17 protein-coding genes are annotated in these 16,490 nt (G+C 71.1%); 8 read left to right on the top strand and 9 right to left on the bottom strand.

The features are described 5' to 3' along the window. Nucleotides 1-26: 26 nt before the first annotated feature. Nucleotides 27-1,424: a DUF6421 family protein gene (locus OG413_RS26935; RefSeq protein WP_266809530.1), complete on the bottom strand. Its 1,398-nt coding sequence runs from the start codon at nt 1,422-1,424 to the stop codon at nt 27-29. A gap of 329 nt (nt 1,425-1,753) precedes the next feature. Between OG413_RS26935 and OG413_RS26930 the strand changes: the two genes are divergently transcribed. Beyond that, complete coding sequence (locus OG413_RS26930) at nt 1,754-2,404, top strand: glycerophosphodiester phosphodiesterase family protein (RefSeq protein WP_266810387.1); 651 nt, start codon at nt 1,754-1,756, stop codon at nt 2,402-2,404. A 104-nt stretch (nt 2,405-2,508) separates the two neighbouring features. On the opposite strand, the gene OG413_RS26925 is transcribed toward OG413_RS26930, so the two are convergent. Then, nucleotides 2,509-3,057 (bottom strand): GNAT family N-acetyltransferase, encoded by a 549-nt coding sequence (locus tag OG413_RS26925; RefSeq protein ID WP_266809528.1) that lies wholly within the window; start codon nt 3,055-3,057, stop codon nt 2,509-2,511. Between the two features lie 213 nt (nt 3,058-3,270). Between OG413_RS26925 and OG413_RS26920 the strand changes: the two genes are divergently transcribed. From OG413_RS26920 to OG413_RS26900, 5 genes are all read left to right on the top strand, one after another. Beyond that, on the top strand, nt 3,271-3,915 hold the full coding sequence (locus OG413_RS26920; protein WP_266809526.1) for a DUF5134 domain-containing protein: 645 nt from the start codon (nt 3,271-3,273) through the stop codon (nt 3,913-3,915). 87 nt (nt 3,916-4,002) lie between these two features. Further along, nucleotides 4,003-4,938 (top strand): M56 family metallopeptidase, encoded by a 936-nt coding sequence (locus tag OG413_RS26915; RefSeq protein ID WP_266809524.1) that lies wholly within the window; start codon nt 4,003-4,005, stop codon nt 4,936-4,938. Between the two features lie 33 nt (nt 4,939-4,971). Further along, a complete protein-coding gene (locus OG413_RS26910; RefSeq protein WP_266809522.1) occupies nt 4,972-5,679 on the top strand; it encodes a phosphatase PAP2 family protein in 708 nt (235 codons plus the stop codon). A 135-nt stretch (nt 5,680-5,814) separates the two neighbouring features. Further along, complete coding sequence (locus OG413_RS26905; protein ID WP_266809520.1) at nt 5,815-6,012, top strand: hypothetical protein; 198 nt, start codon at nt 5,815-5,817, stop codon at nt 6,010-6,012. A 54-nt stretch (nt 6,013-6,066) separates the two neighbouring features. Beyond that, a complete protein-coding gene (locus OG413_RS26900) occupies nt 6,067-6,564 on the top strand; it encodes a GNAT family N-acetyltransferase (protein WP_266809518.1) in 498 nt (165 codons plus the stop codon). 252 nt (nt 6,565-6,816) lie between these two features. On the opposite strand, the gene OG413_RS26895 is transcribed toward OG413_RS26900, so the two are convergent. Then, nucleotides 6,817-8,307, bottom strand: coding sequence for an LVIVD repeat-containing protein (locus tag OG413_RS26895; protein WP_266809516.1), 1,491 nt, complete (start codon nt 8,305-8,307; stop codon nt 6,817-6,819). Between the two features lie 159 nt (nt 8,308-8,466). On the opposite strand from OG413_RS26895, the gene OG413_RS26890 reads away from it, so the two are divergent. Next, a complete protein-coding gene (locus OG413_RS26890; RefSeq protein ID WP_266809514.1) occupies nt 8,467-9,153 on the top strand; it encodes a DUF305 domain-containing protein in 687 nt (228 codons plus the stop codon). A 70-nt stretch (nt 9,154-9,223) separates the two neighbouring features. Then, nucleotides 9,224-10,600 carry an FAD-dependent oxidoreductase gene (locus OG413_RS26885; RefSeq protein ID WP_266809512.1) on the top strand — a complete coding sequence of 459 codons (1,377 nt, stop codon included), beginning with the start codon at nt 9,224-9,226 and terminating at the stop codon, nt 10,598-10,600. Between the two features lie 77 nt (nt 10,601-10,677). On the opposite strand, the gene OG413_RS26880 is transcribed toward OG413_RS26885, so the two are convergent. From OG413_RS26880 to OG413_RS26855, 6 genes are all read right to left on the bottom strand, one after another. Continuing rightward, the gene (locus OG413_RS26880; protein WP_266810385.1) at nt 10,678-11,064 is read right to left on the bottom strand and encodes a helix-turn-helix transcriptional regulator; all 387 of its coding nucleotides are present in this window, start codon (nt 11,062-11,064) and stop codon (nt 10,678-10,680) included. Nucleotides 11,065-11,171: 107 nt separating this feature from the next. Then, nucleotides 11,172-11,900, bottom strand: coding sequence for a class I SAM-dependent methyltransferase (locus tag OG413_RS26875; protein WP_266809510.1), 729 nt, complete (start codon nt 11,898-11,900; stop codon nt 11,172-11,174). A 38-nt stretch (nt 11,901-11,938) separates the two neighbouring features. Beyond that, nucleotides 11,939-13,639, bottom strand: a complete 1,701-nt coding sequence (locus tag OG413_RS26870; protein WP_266809508.1) for a PHP domain-containing protein — start codon at nt 13,637-13,639, stop codon at nt 11,939-11,941. 305 nt (nt 13,640-13,944) lie between these two features. Further along, nucleotides 13,945-15,051, bottom strand: a complete 1,107-nt coding sequence (locus tag OG413_RS26865; protein WP_266809506.1) for an NADH:flavin oxidoreductase/NADH oxidase — start codon at nt 15,049-15,051, stop codon at nt 13,945-13,947. 113 nt (nt 15,052-15,164) lie between these two features. Further along, nucleotides 15,165-15,572, bottom strand: a complete 408-nt coding sequence (locus tag OG413_RS26860) for a hypothetical protein (protein WP_266809504.1) — start codon at nt 15,570-15,572, stop codon at nt 15,165-15,167. Nucleotides 15,573-15,705: 133 nt separating this feature from the next. Next, nucleotides 15,706-16,422, bottom strand: a complete 717-nt coding sequence (locus OG413_RS26855) for a cupin domain-containing protein (protein WP_266809502.1) — start codon at nt 16,420-16,422, stop codon at nt 15,706-15,708. Nucleotides 16,423-16,490: the final 68 nt, after the last annotated feature.

The following is a 16,490-nucleotide window of genomic DNA, read 5'->3' as shown; positions in this document are numbered from 1 at the left end:
GGCCACCGCCTCCTCGGCACGAGCGCTCACGCGGCTGCCCGCTCGGCATTCGTCGCGGTGATCCCCTTGGTGGAGGCGATCACGTTCTTCAGTTTCTTGGACAGTGCCTCATAGAACATGCTCAGGGGAAACTCGTCCGGAAGCACGTCGTCGACGAGCTTGCGCGGCGGCTGAGTGAGGTCCAGGGCGTCCGGACCCTTGGCCCAGCGGGAGCCGGGGTGCGGGGCGAGATAGGTCGCGACCAGGTCGTACGCGGCGAACCAGTGGACCAGCTTGGGGCGGTCGATGCCGTCGCGGTAGAGCTTCTCGATCTCGGCGCAGAGCTGGTTGGTGACCTGCGGGGCACGCTCCCAGTCGATCTTCAGGGTGTTGTCGGTCCAGCGGACGACGTCGTGCTTGTGCAGGTAGGCGAAGAGGAGCTGGCCGCCGAGGCCGTCGTAGTTGCGGACGCGCTCGCCGGTGACGGGGAACCGGAACATTCGGTCGAACAGCACGGCGTACTGCACGTCCCGCCCCTGGCCGAAGCCGTCGGCCTCCAGCTTCACGGCCTCCTTGAAGGCGGTGAGATCGCAGCGCAGCTCCTCCAGGCCGTACATCCAGAACGGCTGTCGCTGCTTGATCATGAAGGGGTCGAACGGCAGGTCCCCATGGCTGTGGGTGCGGTCGTGGACCATGTCCCAGAGAACGAACGCCTGCTCGCAGCGTCGCTGGTCCCCGACCATCGCGCGGATGTCCTCGGGCAGCTCCACGCCGAGAAGTTCGACGGACGCCTCGGTGACCCGGCGGAAGCGGGCGGCCTCACGGTCGCAGAAGATGCCGCCCCAGCTGAAGCGCTCGGGGGCCTCGCGCACGGCGATGGTCTCCGGGAAGAGCACCGCGGAATTGGTGTCGTAGCCGGCGGTGAAGTCCTCGAAGGTGATGCCGCAGAAGAGCGGGTTGTCGTAGCGGGTGGCTTCGAGGTCGGCCAGCCACTCGGGCCAGACCATCCGCAGCACGACCGCTTCGAGGTTGCGGTCCGGGTTGCCGTTCTGCGTGTACATCGCGAAGACGACCAGGTGCTGGAGGCCGTCGACGCGGTCCTTGGCGGGCTGGAAGGCGAGCAGGGAGTCCAGGAAGTCCGGCACCCGGAAGCCGTCCGCGGCCCAGCGGCGCAGATCCGAAACGAGGGCGCGGTGATACGCGGCGTCGTGCGGGAGCAGCGGGGCGAGCTCCTCGACCGCGGCGGTCACCCGGCCGACGGCCGCGGCGGCCGTCGCCCGCGCCGGAGCGTCCTCGGCCTCGAAGTCGATGGAGCCGTCCTTGGACTGCCAGGGCCTGATCTCCTCCACGGCATCCTTGAGCACGGGCCAGGCCGGGTGCTCGACCACCCGCTGGGCAGCAGTTATCGCACCGTCGGCGGCGTCGTGCACAAGAATTTCCGTCATCACACTTCCTCCACGGGAGAACCTCGCGTTAAGCAACCGTATCCGTGTGCGGTTCCTCCGGACAAGTGGGTCTCAGAAAAATATCCTGCCGACCCCCCATGGTCACCGTCATTTTTCCTGCCGTGCACCGCCATGACGACCAGTTCCCCCCGCCTGTGCGGGACAGGTTGTACCCGCCCCGCAGGGCGGAAGACAGTCGGCTCCGGGGCCATTACTCTCCGCAGTGCCGTAATGCCGTACCGCCCCGCGGGCAGGAAGCAGTCCAGGGGGCAGCCGACGACGGAAGCGAGATTGCCTTGACTTTTCTCACCATCGGCCACCGCGGGGTCATGGGGGTCGAACCGGAGAACACCCTGCGGTCCTTCGTCCGCGCGGAACGGGCCGGGATGGACGCCATCGAGCTGGATCTCCATCTGAGCAAGGACGGCGCGCTCGCCGTGATGCACGACGCCGACGTGGCCCGCACCACCGACGGCAGCGGGCTGATCGCCGAGAAGACGCTGGCAGAGCTGCGCGAGCTGGACGCCGGACGGGGCGAGCGGGTGCCCGTCTTCGAGGAGGTTCTCGACGCCGTGGGCTCACCGGTCCAGGCGGAGATCAAGGATGTCGCGGCGGCGCGCGCGCTGGCCGAGGTGATGCTGCGGCGCGATCTCGCCGGCCGGGTCGAGGTGTCCTCGTTCCACGACGAGGCCGTCGCCGAGATCGCGCAACTGGTACCGGGGGTACGGACGGTACTCATCGCCAGCCGTTGGGGCGGCGACGTGGTGGAGCGGGCGAAGGCGGTGGGCGCGGCGACACTCGCGCTGAACATCCGCCGTCTCACGCTGGAGGTCGTCGAGCGGGCGCACGGCGAGGGTGTGAAGGTGATCGGCTGGGTGGTGAACACCCAGGACCATCTGCGGCTGGTGCGCGCGCTGGGCCTGGACGGCGCGACGACCGACTTCCCGGAGATCCGCCGCGCGGGCCGGTTCACCGCCTGAGCCTCCACCGGGGCCGCCCCGGCCCGTGACCCGTACTCCGCAGGTCCTTGGCCAGGAGCGCGGGTCTACGGGGCTGCGGCCGGGCGGCCGGGCTGGCTGGCTGGCTAAAGGTCCTTCACCAGCAGTTCGAAGGCCAGATCCGCGCGCTGCGGGACGCCGAAGCGCTCGTCGCCGTACGGGAACGGGGTGAGCTTTCCGGTACGGCGGTAGCCGCGGCGCTCGTACCAGGCGATCAGTTCCTCACGCACGGATATCACCGTCATGTGCATCTCGGTCACGCCCCAGTCCTCCCGGACCGTGCGCTCCGCCTCGGCGATGATCGCCTTGCCGAGACCCGCGCCCTGCAGTCCGGGCCGGACGGCGAACATCCCGAAGTACGCGGCCTCGCCCCGGTGTTCGAGCTGGCAGCACGCGATGAGCGCGCCGTCCCGCTCGACCACGAGCAAGCGGCCGGAGGGTGCGGTGACGACCGCGCGCACCCCGTCCTCGTCGGTCCGCTGCCCCTGGAGGATGTCCGCCTCGGTGGTCCAGCCGGTCCGGCTGGAGTCGCCGCGATAGGCGGACTCGATCAGGGTCACGAGGGCCGGGACATCGTCCTCGGTCGCGTCGCGGAAGGTGAGCCGGTGCGAGTCGCGGGCCGGGGCGGTGTCCATGGTGGAGCTCTCCGTTTCTCTGCTTCTCTGCGTTCTCTGCTTCCGATAGTTCAGCACGAGACTAACCCGGCAGGAACCGCCCCCCACAGGCTCCGGCGCACTCCCCTCGCACTTCAATGCGCCGGGTTGGACCGGTGCGGTCGGGGCATCGATCAGTCGACGCGACACCGGTGCCGCAGGTCCTGAGCGGCCTGCTCCAGGGGGAGGTGCGCTGTGCACGGACCGGCCCTGTCCGGCTGGCTGTTGATGGTGCTGTGCGGCGTGACGGGCGCGTATTGCCTGCTGCGCACGCGCGAGGGGACCGCGCAGGAGCGCAGAACCGCGTGGGCGGAGGCGTTGATGGGCTTCGGTATGGCCGCGATGGCCGTCCCGGCCGCCCTGCTCACACCCCCGAGGTGGGCCTGGGGGGTGTACGCGGTGCTGTTCGGCGGTGCGGCTCTGCGGGCCCTGTGGTTCGCCCGGGTCAGCGCGCACCATCGGCATCACCTGGTCGGTTCGCTGGCGATGGTCTACATGGCCGTGATGATGGCCCCGGGCATCGCGGGGGGCGGCGGTCACGGCGGACACGCGGGGCACGGGGCCGCCGGCTCGCCCGGCGTCGCGCCGGAGGCCGGGGGGATACCGCTGCTGACGGGGGCCCTGCTCGTGTATTACGCGTTCTACGTGCTGCGGTCCGCCGGGCGGCTGATACCCGTGGCCGTTCCCGCGGGAACGGCCGTACCGGGCGCGTCGGGCGGTAGGGGCGCGACGGTAGGTTCGGCGGGTTCGGGCGGCGGCTGGGCGGGCCTGCCCGATCTGACGTCGGCCTGCCGGCTGACGATGGGGATGGCGATGTTCGCGATGCTGCTCACTCTGTGAGACAGGACACGCTTCAAACGGTGTCCTACGTCACTTGCCGGTCGCAGCCATACCCGTGGGTGCCGCGCCCCTCATAGGCTGACGCCCATGTTGGTCTCCCTCGTGCTGCTGTCGCTCGGCGCGCTGACCGCCCTGGTGACCCCGCGACTCATGGCGCGGGCCCAGTGGGCGGAGCGCGAGCCCGTGGTCGCACTCTGGGTGTGGCAGTGCGTCGTGTCGGGGGTGCTGCTCTCCTTCGGCCTGTCGATGACGTTCAGTGCCGCCGCCGCCTGGCAGGCGGTCCGCGGCCATGTCTTCGCCCCCGCGCCGCACGCGGTCGTGGAGGCGTACGCGCTGGCGGCGTACGGGCCGTGGTCGGCCGTCATCGCGGTGCTGCTGGCCCTCGGGGGCGTGTGGACCGCGGCCATGCTGTTCCGGGAGATCCACCGCGCGCAGCGACGTCGCAGGCAGCGGCGCGCCGAACTGCTGGTCCGCTCCCCCTTGATGCCCGGCGAGGAACCCGGCAGCGGGCGTCTCGTGGTGCTGGAGGGCGAACGTCCCGATGCCTGGTGGCTTCCCGGCGCCGCTCCCCAACTGGTCATCACCACCGCCGCGCTGGGCCGCCTGAAGGGCCGTCAGCTCGATGCGGTACTGGCCCATGAGCAGGGCCACGCCCAGGCGCGGCACGACTGGCTGCTGAACTGCTCCTCCGCGCTGGCGACCGGTTTTCCGCAGATCCCGGTCTTCGCCGCGTTCCGGGACGAGATGCACCGACTGGTCGAGCTGGCCGCCGACGATGTGGCCTCGCGGCGCTTCGGGCGTCTGACGATCGCACTCGCCCTGGTCGAACTCAACGAGGACCGCGGGGTGTTCGGCCCGTGCCCGACACCGCACGCGCAACTGCCGCTGCGGGTGAACCGGTTGCTGGCCCCGGTGGAGCGGCTCACCGCGGGCCGTCGGCTGCGGCTCACCGCCGCCGCCGCGCTGGTGCCGGTGGTACCGCTGCTGGTCGCCTTCGTTCCGGGACTCAGCGCCCTGGGATAGCCGGTGGGCCCGGTCATCCGCGAGGATCACCCCATGCACACCCCGCTCTCGTACCGTCCCGAACGTTCCCCCGCCACCGCGACCGCCCTCCGGACGGGCGTCGTCAGCGCGTCCCTCTCCGCAGTGCTGCTGATTCTCGTCGCCGTGCGCTGGTCCCCTCTGATGTCGCTGGACCGTACGGTCGCCGAGGCCCTGCACCGGCGGGCGGTGACCGAGCCGGGGCTGGTCCACGCCAACCGGGTACTGACGGACTGGGTGTGGGATCCATGGACGATGCGCGCGCTCGTCGCGGTCGTCGTGATCGCCCTGTGGTGGCGTGGGTTCCGGCCGCTCGCGGGATGGGTGGCGGCGACGAGCCTCTTCTCCACCCTCGTACAACAGGGTCTGAAGAGCGCCATGGGCCGGGAGCGCCCGGAGTGGCCCGACCCGGTGGACTCTGCCAACTACGCGGCGTTTCCGTCCGGTCACGTCATGACCGCCGTGGTGAGCTGCGGGCTGTTCCTGTGGTTGCTGCGTCTGTTCGGAGCGGGTCCGCGACTGTGGCGGGGCGCGTGTGTCGTGGCGGGCGTCTCAGTGGCCGGAGTCGGATTCACCCGGATCTATCTGGGCGTGCACTGGCTGACCGATGTGCTGGGCGGCGTACTGCTGGGCGTGACGGCGGTGGCGTTCTCGGTCGTCGGATACGCGGCGTGGGCGGCTCGGCGGACGTCGGGAGCGGTCGGCCTGCCCCGTAGCGGCTGAGCGCCGGGGCCGGGCTGTGCGAACACGCCGGGTGGCCGGTCTCACACCCCGTGGTGACACGGCAGCCGGAGTGTGAGGGATGTCCCTGCCACGCAATGGGTCGGATTGTCGGACCGGGGCCGTAGCCTTATCCGTATGTCCCCCATTCCGTCCTCGTCCCGTTCCGTGCGTTCGATGCGCCCCGTGCGTTCCGCAGCCGTGGTCAATGAAAAGATCCGCGACCTGTGGCAGCGCTCCGGCGGGCTTCTGTCGCCGGATGGCGAGGCGGAGTACCAGCGGTTGCTGGTGGAGTGGGCGGCGGCGACGGGCGGAAGCGCCCGGGACGCCGCCTGACGGAGCACGGGGGCGGCGTCACAGGCTCCGGGGCCCGGTGCGAGGTTGGTGGTCATGACTGATCAGCCCCCTGTCGCCGTTACCGCCGTGGCGGGCCGGGATCTGTCCTCCACGGACGGCCTGACCGAGCTGCTGACCGCCTACCACCTGTTCACGGAGGCCGAGAAGGGCCTCGCCGTGGGCGGCGCGGACGGGCTGCCCGACCGCTACCGGTCCGAGATCCTCTCACCGCGGAGCGCGTTCGCCGACGACACCGTGGTGGTCGCCCGGGACGGGCGTGCCGCCGTGGGCTGCGTGGTGGTGACCGCGCCCGTGGAGGGCGTCGCGGAGATCAAACGGCTCTGGGTGGATCCCTCGGTACGCGGGCGGGGCGTCGCGTCCGCCCTCGTCGAGGCGGCATTGGCGCACGCGGCGGAGTCCGGTGCGCTCAGGGTGCGGCTCTCGGTGTGGAGCTGGCGCAGCGGAGCCATCGCACTGTACGCGCGGGCCGGCTTCGGCGTGGTCGAGTCCTGGGACGCCCGGGACGGGCTCGTGTGCATGGAGCACGCCTGATTCCGGCGATCCCCCGCGTCGCCGGATCCAGGCGCGCACCCGCGGCCGGGTCCCGGAGGACAGGGCCTTGGGCCACGGCGACGACCGAAGAAACGGAAGCCGTCGACGCAGGACTACAGCATCACCCCGCGCGGCTCATCGGTCAATGAATTATGGCTGCGTAGCGTCGCCGGGTGTGGTCCGCCGGCCGTGAACCGCCCGGCGGACCACACTCTCGTCCCACTGCTTTCCGGATGCCTGGGAGCGGAGCGGTCAGCGGTCGAAGTAGTCCGGCTGCGTCTGCACGTTGAGCTCCTTCAGCCGTACCCTCTTCGCCGGGTCGGTACGCCGGTCATCGAGCTTCAGCACGTCGAAGCCCTTGGCGATGTCGTTGGAGTAGATGTAGCCGTTGTAGTAGTACGCCGACCAGGAGCCTGCCGTGGTGACGCCGTCGAGCGTGACGGGACCCCGCTCGAAGAAGGCGATCTCCTTGGGCTTCGAGGAGTTGGTGAAGTCCCATACGGAGATGCCGCCCTGGTACCACGCCTGGACCATCAGGTCGCGGCCCTTCACCGGGATGATCGAGCCGTTGTGGGCGACACAGACCTCGACGTCGGCCTGGTGGCGGTCGATCTTGAAGTAGCTGCGGAAGACCAGCTTGCGGTGGTCGCCACGTCCCACGATGTCGTAGATGCCGTCGGCGCCCCGGTTCGGGCCGATCTCCTCGTTGCAGGTCGCCGCGCCGCCGCCGCCGAGCTCGTCGGTGAAGACGACCTTGTCGGCATCCTGGTTGAACGTGGCGGAGTGCCAGAAGGCGAAGTTCACGTTGTCCTGGACCCGGTCGATGATCTTCGGGTTCTCCGGGTCCTTGATGGAGAACAGCAGGCCGTCACCCATGCAGGCACCGGCGGCCAGGTCCTTCGACGGCAGCACGGTGATGTCGTGGCAGCCCGTCGTCTTGGAGACGCCCGGGTTGTCGGGGGCACCCGGGTTCCCGCCGTCCGGGAAGAGGACCGGGAAGTTCACGATCGCGGCCTTCTCGGGCGCGTTGCGCGGCACCTTGATGACGGAGATCCCGTCGTGCGGCGGCTGGCAGTCGGGGAAGGCCGCGCTCGGGGCGTAGGAGGAGACGTACACGTAGACGTTCCTGCGCTCGGGCACCAGCGTGTGGGTGTGCGAGCCGCAGGCGGTCTCGACGGCGGCGACGTACTTCGGGTTGCGCTTGTCGCTGATGTCGAAGACCTTCATGCCCTCCCAGGAGGACTTCTCCGTGGCGGGCTGGGTGGTGCTGGCGCAGGAGTTGTCGCTGCGCGAGGAGTCGGTGGACAGGAACAGCAGGTTCCCGGAGACCGAGATGTCGTTCTGCGAGCCGGGGCAGAGGACCTGCGCGACCGTCCTCGGCTTCTTCGGGTTGCTGACGTCGAAGACGCGGAAGCCGTCGTAGTTGCCGGCGAAGGCGTACTTGCCCTGGAAGGCCAGATCCGTGTTGGTGCCCCGGAGGGCATCCTTCGGGATGTTGGTGAGGTGCTCGATGTTGTCGCTGTGGACGATCTCGTCCACGCCGGGTATCTCACCGCTCTTGATGGCTGCCGCGGCTTCGGCCTCCTGGCTCGCGGAGATGCCGCCGCGCTTGGCCGGGGCGTCACCCGGGTCGGGTGTCGCGGCCGCGGTGGTGGCCGTCAGCAGAGTGGCGAAGAGCCCGGCCGCGGCTGCTGCCACGCCCAGACGTCTGCGCCGCACGCGGGTGTTGGGCAACGAGGTCACTGCGTCCTCCCTTGTATCCGTTCGTAGTTGAACGGCTTACGGACTCCGGCAGTATCGTCCCTTTCATGTACACACCAATAGATGGCAACAGAGACGTAATAAAAGATTTTGATCATCGCCGTAAGGAAGCGTGCTAGGACGGTCCGCAACAAACCTTTTATGGCACAGGAGGTCGCCGTGTCGATCCGCCGTCAGTCCACGCGCGTGCGCGCAACCGTCCTCGCGGCAGCGGCCGTTGCCCTGGCCCTGACTCTGGGAGCCTGTGACTCGGCCGGGGGTGACGGAAGCCCGAAGGCCGGGTCGGACACGGGCCCGGCGGTCGTGGCACCCGGAAGACCGGGAGAGCCGGCCCGGACTCTCTCCGCCGAGGAAGCGGTGCGGGAGGCCGGTCAGGACACCGCGAACTCCGCCGACTTCCGCTACGCGCAGATGATGATCCAGCATCACGGTCAGGCCCTCGTCATGACCGAACTCGTCCCGGACCGCGCTTCCTCAGCGTCTGTCAAACGGCTCGCGGAACGCATCTCCGCAGGCCAGAAGCCGGAGATCGGCACGATGGAAGGATGGCTGAAAAACAACGGCGCGGACAAGCGCAAGGAGACGCACGACCACTCCACGATGCCCGGCATGGCGACCGAGGCACAGCTGAAGCAGTTGCGCGCCGCGCGGGGCAAGGCGTTCGACACCCTGTTCCTGAAGCTGATGATCACCCACCATCAGGGGGCGATCACGATGGCCACCGAGGCGCTCTCGGAGGGGAACAACGTGCTGGTCGAGGAGATGGCGGGCGATGTCGTCGCGCAGCAGACGGTGGAGATCGACCGGATGCGCAAGCTGATGGCCTGACGGCCCGCGCCTCTCCCCCGTTCCGCCGTGCGGTGCGATGCTGGAGGGATCCTTCGGGAAGAGGTGCGCCGTGCTCCGTGTCGCCGTGGTCGGATCGGGCCCCAGCGGGGTCTACACCGCCCAGTCCCTGTTGCAGCAGTCGCTGGTGCCCGATGTGCGGGTCCACGTACTGGACCGGCTGCCCACTCCGTACGGCCTGGTGCGCTACGGGGTGGCCCCCGACCACGAAAAGATCAAGTCGCTTCAGAACAGTCTGCGGGCCGTCCTGGAGGACGAGCGGATCACCTTTGTCGGCAATGTCGAGGTGGGCGGCGCCGAGGGGCTTTCACCCGCACGGCTCAAGGAGCTCTATCACGCGGTCGTCTACTGCGTCGGCGCGGCGACCGACCGCCCGCTCGGCGTGCCGGGCGAGGACCTGCCGGGCAGCTTCTCCGCCACGGAGTTCGTCTCCTGGTACAGCGCGCACCCGGACACGGCCACCGACGGATTCGCGCTGCACGCCCGCTCGGCGGTGGTGATCGGGGTCGGCAACGTGGCGGTGGACGTGGCCCGGATCCTGGCGCGCGACGCGGACGAGCTGCGTGCCACCGATGTTCCCCGGGCCGCGCTCCACGCGCTCTCCGGGAGCCGGGTGCGCGACGTGCACATCGTGGGCAGGCGTGGCCCCTCCCAGGCCAGATTCACCACGAAGGAGCTGCGGGAGCTGGGCGCCCTGCCGCGGGCGCACCTGGTCGTCGACCCTGCGGAGCTCGCCCTCGACGCGGCGTACGCGGCCCCTGCCGGCGGACCCGGCACGCCGCTGCCGGCGGTGGTACGGCGCAATCTGGAGGTGCTGCGCGGATGGGCGGCGGGCCCGCCGCCCACCGCCGCGAACCGGGAGCGCCGGATCCGTCTGCGGTTCTTCCTGCGCCCGGTCGAGCTGCTGGAGCGGGGCGGCCGGGTCGCCGGAGTGCGGTTCGCCCGCACGGCGCCGGACAGCTCCGGGGACGTACGGGACACCGGTTCGTACGAGGACATCGAGGCCCAGCTCGTGCTGCGGGCGGTCGGCTACCGGGGGATGCCGCTGCCCGGCCTGCCGTTCGACACCGCCCGCGGCACCGTTCCGCACCTGGCGGGGCGGGTGCTGCGGGGCGGGGTGCCCTCGCCCGGTGAGTATGTGGCGGGATGGATCAAGCGCGGGCCGACCGGGGTGATCGGTTCGAACCGTTCGTGCGCCAAGGAGACCGTCGCCTCGCTGATCGAGGACGCTCCGCTGCTGGCGCGACGGCCGGTGGCGGCCGATCCGCTGTCGGCGCTGTGGGAGTCGGGACTGCGACCGGTGGAATGGGACGGCTGGCTGTCGATCGAGCGCGCGGAGGCCGCACTGGGGCGGTCGCTGGGGCGTGGCCCGGTGAAGATCCCGGACTGGGCGGGGCTGCTCGACGCGGCACGGGGCGACGGCCGCTGAGTGACGGCCGGGGGCGGTCGGCTGTTGGCCCGGGGCGGTGGGCCGGGGGCGGCGGGTCGGGGGGTCAGTGGACCGCGTCAGCCTTCCAGGAGGCGTTGTGCCGGTCCGTCCTGGCCCAGGCGTTGCGCCTGTCGGTCCGCCGCCTGGAGAACGCTGTCGAGCAGGCCGGGGAAGAGCGCGTCCAGATCGTCCTGCCGCAGGCCGCTCACCTTGGCGGTACCCCGGTAGATCTGGTGGATGACCCCGCTCTCGCGCAGCACCCGGAAGTGGTGCGTGGAGGTGGATTTGGACACCGGAAGGTCGAACCGCGAACAGGCCAGTTCCTCGGCCGCACCCGACAACTGGCGGACGATGCGCAGCCGCATCGGATCGGCCAACGCGTGGAGGACGCCCTCGATCCGGATCTCCTCGCGCGCGGGATGGGCCAACGTGCGGGCCCCCGCCACGACGGCCGGGACTGCGATGGTGGCGCTTGCGGGGGTCACGGTGGCTCCACTTCGTCCTGAGGACTCCATTGTACGAGAGCCGTCGTAATTCCGGCCCGGGGCGTCGGCCGGGGTTTCCGGCCGGCTCATTCCCGGGTCGCCACCACCAGTCGGCCGCGCGGGCTCCCGTCGTCCCGCAGCCCCAGTTCCGTCAGTGGCAGGAGCCGCACGGTGAACCCGGTGCGGGTCAGGTCGGCCAGGACGTCGGGGACCCGGAAGGTGCGGTAGTACATGATGAATCGCGGGTGCCACAGCGCGTTGCGCACCCGCATCGCCGCGTCGAATCCCAGCAGTGTCCAGTAGGTCCGGGAGCCCACGGCGGGCGGGGCGCCCAGCGGGAAGACGAACCGGCCGCCCGGTCGCAGCGCCCCGTGCACCTGGGCGAAGAGACCGGGGCGCTCCTTCGGCAGGAAGTGGCCGAACGCGCCGAGGCTCAGCGCCAGATCGAAGGATGCCGTGAACGGCAGCGCCCGCGCGTCGGCCCGCACCCAGTCCACCGCCGGTCCCCCGGTACGCTCCGGCAGCGAGGTCCGGCCCTCGGCGAGCATGCCCGCGCTGAAGTCGACGCCGGTGACCCGCTCCCGGCACAGCCCGCGCAGCACCCCCACGCCCGCGCCGGTGCCGCAGCAGACGTCGAGCCCGGTGTCGAACGGCCCCAACGGCCGAAGGGCGCCGGTGACGGCGTCGAGCACGCGGTCGGGCGTGCGGTAGGGCGTGTGGTCGAACTTCGGGGCGAGCAGGTCGTATCCACGCTCGGTGGAGGAGAGCGCCTGGACGGCCAGCTCGCGGAGGGTGGGGCCCTTTTGTGTGAACATTGCCGGTCAGCGTACCGACCGGGGGCCCCCGTCCGGGCTCATCGACCGGTAACGTCCACGAAGACCGGGTTCGTGTAGAACCAGGTGTCCAGCCACGGATTGCCCTGCCCCGGCTCGTGTGGGAGCGGGCCGTGCGGGTCGACGGACCTGCCGAGCGGTCCGGTCCCGTGGCGCTTGCCGTCGCTGCCGCGCAGCCGCAGGTAGAAGGACTCGTCCGCGCGTCCGACGGGGATGCGCAGCGTGTACGTACCCCGGCGTCCGGAGACGTCCGTGGTGTGCGCGACGCGGGTGTCCGGTGCCCGCCACTCGTCGCGGTCCGCGGCCGGACCGTGGACGGCGCCGCGGATGACGTCGACGTGGGCCAGCTTCGGGAGCAGGCCGTGCGGGTTGCGGCGGGAGGCCGTGGTCACGGTGACGTCCAGGGTCAGTTTCTCGCCGCGCCGGGCGCGCAGCCTGCCGCCGAGGGTGACGCCGCGGCCGCGTTCGCCGCGCAGCCGGACGTCGACGGCGTCCAGGAGGTGGCCGTGGTCGACCCAGACGCGGCCCGCCCGCAGCCCCGCCATCACGTCGCGGTAGCCGTAGCGGGTGACGCCCACATGCGTACGGCTGAACTGGCCGGGCCAGAAGTCGCCGCCCGGCTGCGGCTCGGTGGTGTTGTACGGGTCGGGGAGGTGGCCGGTGTTGTCGAACGTCGCGCCGGGCGGCCAGGCGCCGTTGACCCAGGTGTCCTGGGCGACGCGGTGGACGTCGGAGTTGGACGTGATCGTGAAGAGCTTGCCCTCGGCGAGCATCGCGTCCCAGAGTCCGCCCACGGTGGCCGTCGCCCAGTCGAAGCCGCCGTGGGTGACGTACGCCTCGCGCGGGTAGCCCGGCCAGGAGTCGGCGGACGGCTGATTGCTGTACTCCCCGCGAACGTTGGTCGGCGGGTGCCAGCCGGGAATCGCTCCGGCCTGCGCGCCGGGCGCGCCTTCCATCCCGATCATGATGCCGGGCGCCGCGTCGCGCCAGCCGCGCAGCTCGTGCGGAGAGTCGATGCCGAGCCGCATGGGGTGGTTGGCGAGGACGAGTACGTCGTCGACGTATCCGGTGCGGCGCTGTTCGGCGAGCCACTTGAGGGCCTTGACCGCGTGCGCCTCGTTGCGGGGCGTGTCGGGGTGGTCGGGGGCTCCGGCGGTGTAGCCGAGCAGCTTCCCGTCGTACGCCGACTCGAAACGGGTGAGCAGGTCGACCTCGTGCCGTCCGGGCGGGGAGAAGACGGTGCAGTGTTCGGCGCCGGGGATGTACCACTCCAGGCCCTGGAAGATCAGCATGCGCTTGTTCTGCGCGCGGGCCTTCAGGATTTCGCGGTGCTCCTGGTGCGCGCCGAACTCGGCGTGGCCGATGTTGCTGTGTTCGGTGAAGACCATCCAGTCCAGGCCGAACTTCCGTCCGGCGGTGGCCAGCTGGGAGAAGGTGTACTTGGCGTCGTGGCTGTAGACGGAGTGGTTGTGGTGGTCACCGACGAGGTAGGCGAGCTCGGGGTCGCTGCCGCCGTGGCCGTGGCCGCCGCCGTGGCCATGACCGTTCCCGTGCCCGCCGCCCCGGCCGAGCGCCTGCGCGGGCGAGGCCAGCGACGCGGCGGCGAACGCGGCGCCGAAGAGACCCGCGCGGCGCATCACCCCGCGGCGGCTGAGCCCCTGGGCGTCGAGCGATGCTGCGGGGACCTGCGGGTCGGCCCATTCGGGCAGGGGCTGGCGCATGGCGGCGTGTTCTCCTCTGTACGGAAGGGAACCGACACGGCAGGATCGTCGCATCCGTTTGCGTACGCATCCATGACGGGCCGCCTCGGAAGGCGACCGTCGGCCCTTCACCGCAGAGTGACCTGACACGGAAAACCGCAGGTGAACCAGGCTCAAAGGCACGGCGATGCTCATATGACCGACCGGAGGCCGCCATGACTTCCGGCTCGGAACCCTTCGGTTCTTCGCCTTCGGAGATGACGTCGGTGCGGGCCGCCCGCAGGACCCGGGCGGCCCTCACAGCCGGACAGGCAGGCGTCGTCGCGTCAGGCCGCGCGGTCGTACTGCTGCGGTACGGACACCTCGCCGCCGAGTTCGCGTGCGGCGCTGCGGGCGAAGTAGGGGTTACGGAGCAGCTCCCGACCGAGCAGTACGGCGTCCGCGCGGTCCTCGGAGAGGATCTTCTCGGCCTGGGCCGGTTCGGTGATCAGCCCGACCGCCGCGACGGGCAGCCCCGCCTCGGTGCGGACCCGCTCGGCGAACGGAACCTGGAAGCCGGGGGCGGCGGGGATCTTCGCCCTGGGGGCGAGCCCGCCGGTCGAGACGTCCAGCAGGTCGACGCCGTGCGCCCGCAGTTCCCGCGCGAAGCGGACGGTGTCGTCGGCGGTCCAGCCGTCGCGCTCGTCCGCCTCGTTCTCGGTCAGCCAGTCGGTGGCGGAGATCCGGAAGAACAGCGGAAGGTCCTCGGGCCACACCGCACGGACCGCGTCCACGACCTCCAGGGCGAAACGCGTGCGGTTCTCGAAGGAGCCGCCATAGGCGTCGGTGCGGTGATTGCTGTGCGGGGAGAGGAACTCGCCGATCAGATAGCCGTGCGCACCGTGGATCTCCCCGACCTTGAAGCCCGCGGCCAGGGCCCGGCGGGCGGCGTCGGCGAACTGGGCGACGACGGCCTGTATCTGGTCGGTGGTCAGCTCGGCCGGGACCGGGTGGCCCTCGTCGTACGCGAGCGCGCTCGGGCCCAGCGGCTGCCAGCCATCGGCGCCCGGGGCGTCCGCCTCGATCGGGCCGCCACCGAGCCAGGGGCGGTCGGTCGATGCCTTGCGCCCGGCGTGGGCGAGCTGGATGCCCGCGACGGTCCCCTGCCCGGCGAGGAAGTCGGTGATGCGGCGCAGGGCGGTCACCTGCCGGTCGTTCCAGATGCCGAGGTCCGCAGGGCTGATCCGGCCTTCGGGGCTGACCGCGGTGGCCTCCACCAGGATCAGGCCGGTGCCGCCCGCCGCACGGGCGGCGTAGTGCGCGAAGTGCCAGTCGTGCGCGACGCCCACGTCGGGTCCGGACACTTCCGCGCTGTACTGGCACATGGGAGCCATCCAGATGCGGTTGGGGATGGTCAGCGACCGCAGGACGTAGGGCTCGAAAAGGGCGCTCACGCCGGACTCCGTTTCAGCAGGTGCGACTGGACTGACGGCACGGCGGAACGACCGGGCCTAGTACGAGATCGATCGTACTACGACACCCGTCGAATTACGATAACCCTCGTACTTCACCGGGTCTCCGGCCGCAGCCGACGCCTCAGCGCGATCTCGGTGTCCGGCGCGTAGCCCTGGGTCCAGCTGCGTCCGGCGCCCGACGTCCAGGTGACCTGGACGGTGCTCCCGACCGCCTTGACGCTCACTACGGTCATGGCCCGGTCGGTGTCCCGCACATCGCCGCGGAGCAGTTCGTGCGCCTTGACGGTGACGGGCCGCGCCGACTGCGCGTCCTCCGTCTCCTCGGCCGCCCGGACGAGTGCGGCCGCCAGCGCCCTGGCGGTCGCCGGGGTGCAGGACCAGTCGGCGCCCCCCGCCGGGGACGCGATCCGGATGCCGACCCGGGCCGGGCCACCGGCCACACCCCGCGTCAGCTCCACGAGCGCGGCCCGCCCACCCGTGTCCGTGATCTCGATACTCATCGCCGCACTCCCCTCGCCACCGCACCACAGACCGGGCCGGGCCGGACCGGACCGCCCTACCGTCCAGCACCGCCCCGGAACAGCCTCTTCCCCGGAATTTGAGCACATGCCCGAGGGCGGCGTCGCCCGCTCGTCAGCCCCGATAGACGTCCAGGCGGCCGCACATACCGAACTTGCCGCGCGCGGAGGGCTGTTCGGCGTACACACAGGCGTCGGCAAGATGAGTGGCATCGCCCCGGGCCAACGCGTCGAGCTGCTCACCCGTCGCCTCGGACGCGGCGGCGGCCCCCCTCTCCCACCGCTTGCGCCAGTCCTCGGTCCGGGGCCGTACGAGCACGGCGGCGGCACGGTGGAATGCGGCCAGCGGCTCGGGGTCGCCCGCCTCGGCGGCACGGCGCAGGGCGAGAAAGCCCTCGACTGCGAGGTCGCGACGGGTGCGGGCCGCCCGCTCCTGCTCCGCTTCGGTGCCGTCGGCGGGGATCGCGACGGCCGCGCGATAGGTGTCCGGGTCACCGAGGAAGCGGGGCGGCAGGGTGAGGACGGCGTCGCCCGCTTCGGGCAGCCCGCTGTTCTGCATCAGGACGACGATGCGCAGGCCGTCCTCGTTGACGAGCCGGTGGACGGTGCCGGGCGTGAACCGGACGAGGGCTCCGGGGGCCAGCGGCGTCCGCCGGAACCCGGACCCGGTGAGGGTCTGCACGGAGCCGCTGCCTCCGACGACCACGTACCCCTCGGAGCAGGTCAGATGAATGTGCGGGGTCCCGCCCCGCAACCCGTCCTCGGCGGGCCAGTCGTAGACGCTCAGGTGCGAGACGGCGACGGCGCCGGGCAGTCCTTCGAAGATCACCACGGGTACTCCTGGGATTCGGACGCTCGGGCCCGCCACGACTGCGCGCGCAAGCGCTTTCTACGGGCGGT

Source organism: Streptomyces sp. NBC_01433 (assembly GCF_026340105.1).
Classification (GTDB): domain Bacteria; phylum Actinomycetota; class Actinomycetes; order Streptomycetales; family Streptomycetaceae; genus Streptomyces.
This window is presented reverse-complemented; position numbering and strand designations above follow the sequence as displayed.

What these genes read in the sequence shown, in the direction of transcription:
- OG413_RS26935 (WP_266809530.1), bottom strand. Translation starts at nt 1,424, where the DNA reads ATGACGGAAATTCTTGTGCACGACGCCGCCGACGGTGCGATAACTGCT.
- OG413_RS26930 (WP_266810387.1), top strand. Translation starts at nt 1,754, where the DNA reads ATGGGGGTCGAACCGGAGAACACCCTGCGGTCCTTCGTCCGCGCGGAA.
- OG413_RS26925 (WP_266809528.1), bottom strand. Translation starts at nt 3,057, where the DNA reads ATGGACACCGCCCCGGCCCGCGACTCGCACCGGCTCACCTTCCGCGAC.
- OG413_RS26915 (WP_266809524.1), top strand. Translation starts at nt 4,003, where the DNA reads ATGTTGGTCTCCCTCGTGCTGCTGTCGCTCGGCGCGCTGACCGCCCTG.
- OG413_RS26910 (WP_266809522.1), top strand. Translation starts at nt 4,972, where the DNA reads ATGCACACCCCGCTCTCGTACCGTCCCGAACGTTCCCCCGCCACCGCG.
- OG413_RS26905 (WP_266809520.1), top strand. Translation starts at nt 5,815, where the DNA reads ATGTCCCCCATTCCGTCCTCGTCCCGTTCCGTGCGTTCGATGCGCCCC.
- OG413_RS26900 (WP_266809518.1), top strand. Translation starts at nt 6,067, where the DNA reads ATGACTGATCAGCCCCCTGTCGCCGTTACCGCCGTGGCGGGCCGGGAT.
- OG413_RS26890 (WP_266809514.1), top strand. Translation starts at nt 8,467, where the DNA reads ATGGCACAGGAGGTCGCCGTGTCGATCCGCCGTCAGTCCACGCGCGTG.
- OG413_RS26875 (WP_266809510.1), bottom strand. Translation starts at nt 11,900, where the DNA reads ATGTTCACACAAAAGGGCCCCACCCTCCGCGAGCTGGCCGTCCAGGCG.
- OG413_RS26870 (WP_266809508.1), bottom strand. Translation starts at nt 13,639, where the DNA reads ATGCGCCAGCCCCTGCCCGAATGGGCCGACCCGCAGGTCCCCGCAGCA.
- OG413_RS26860 (WP_266809504.1), bottom strand. Translation starts at nt 15,572, where the DNA reads ATGAGTATCGAGATCACGGACACGGGTGGGCGGGCCGCGCTCGTGGAG.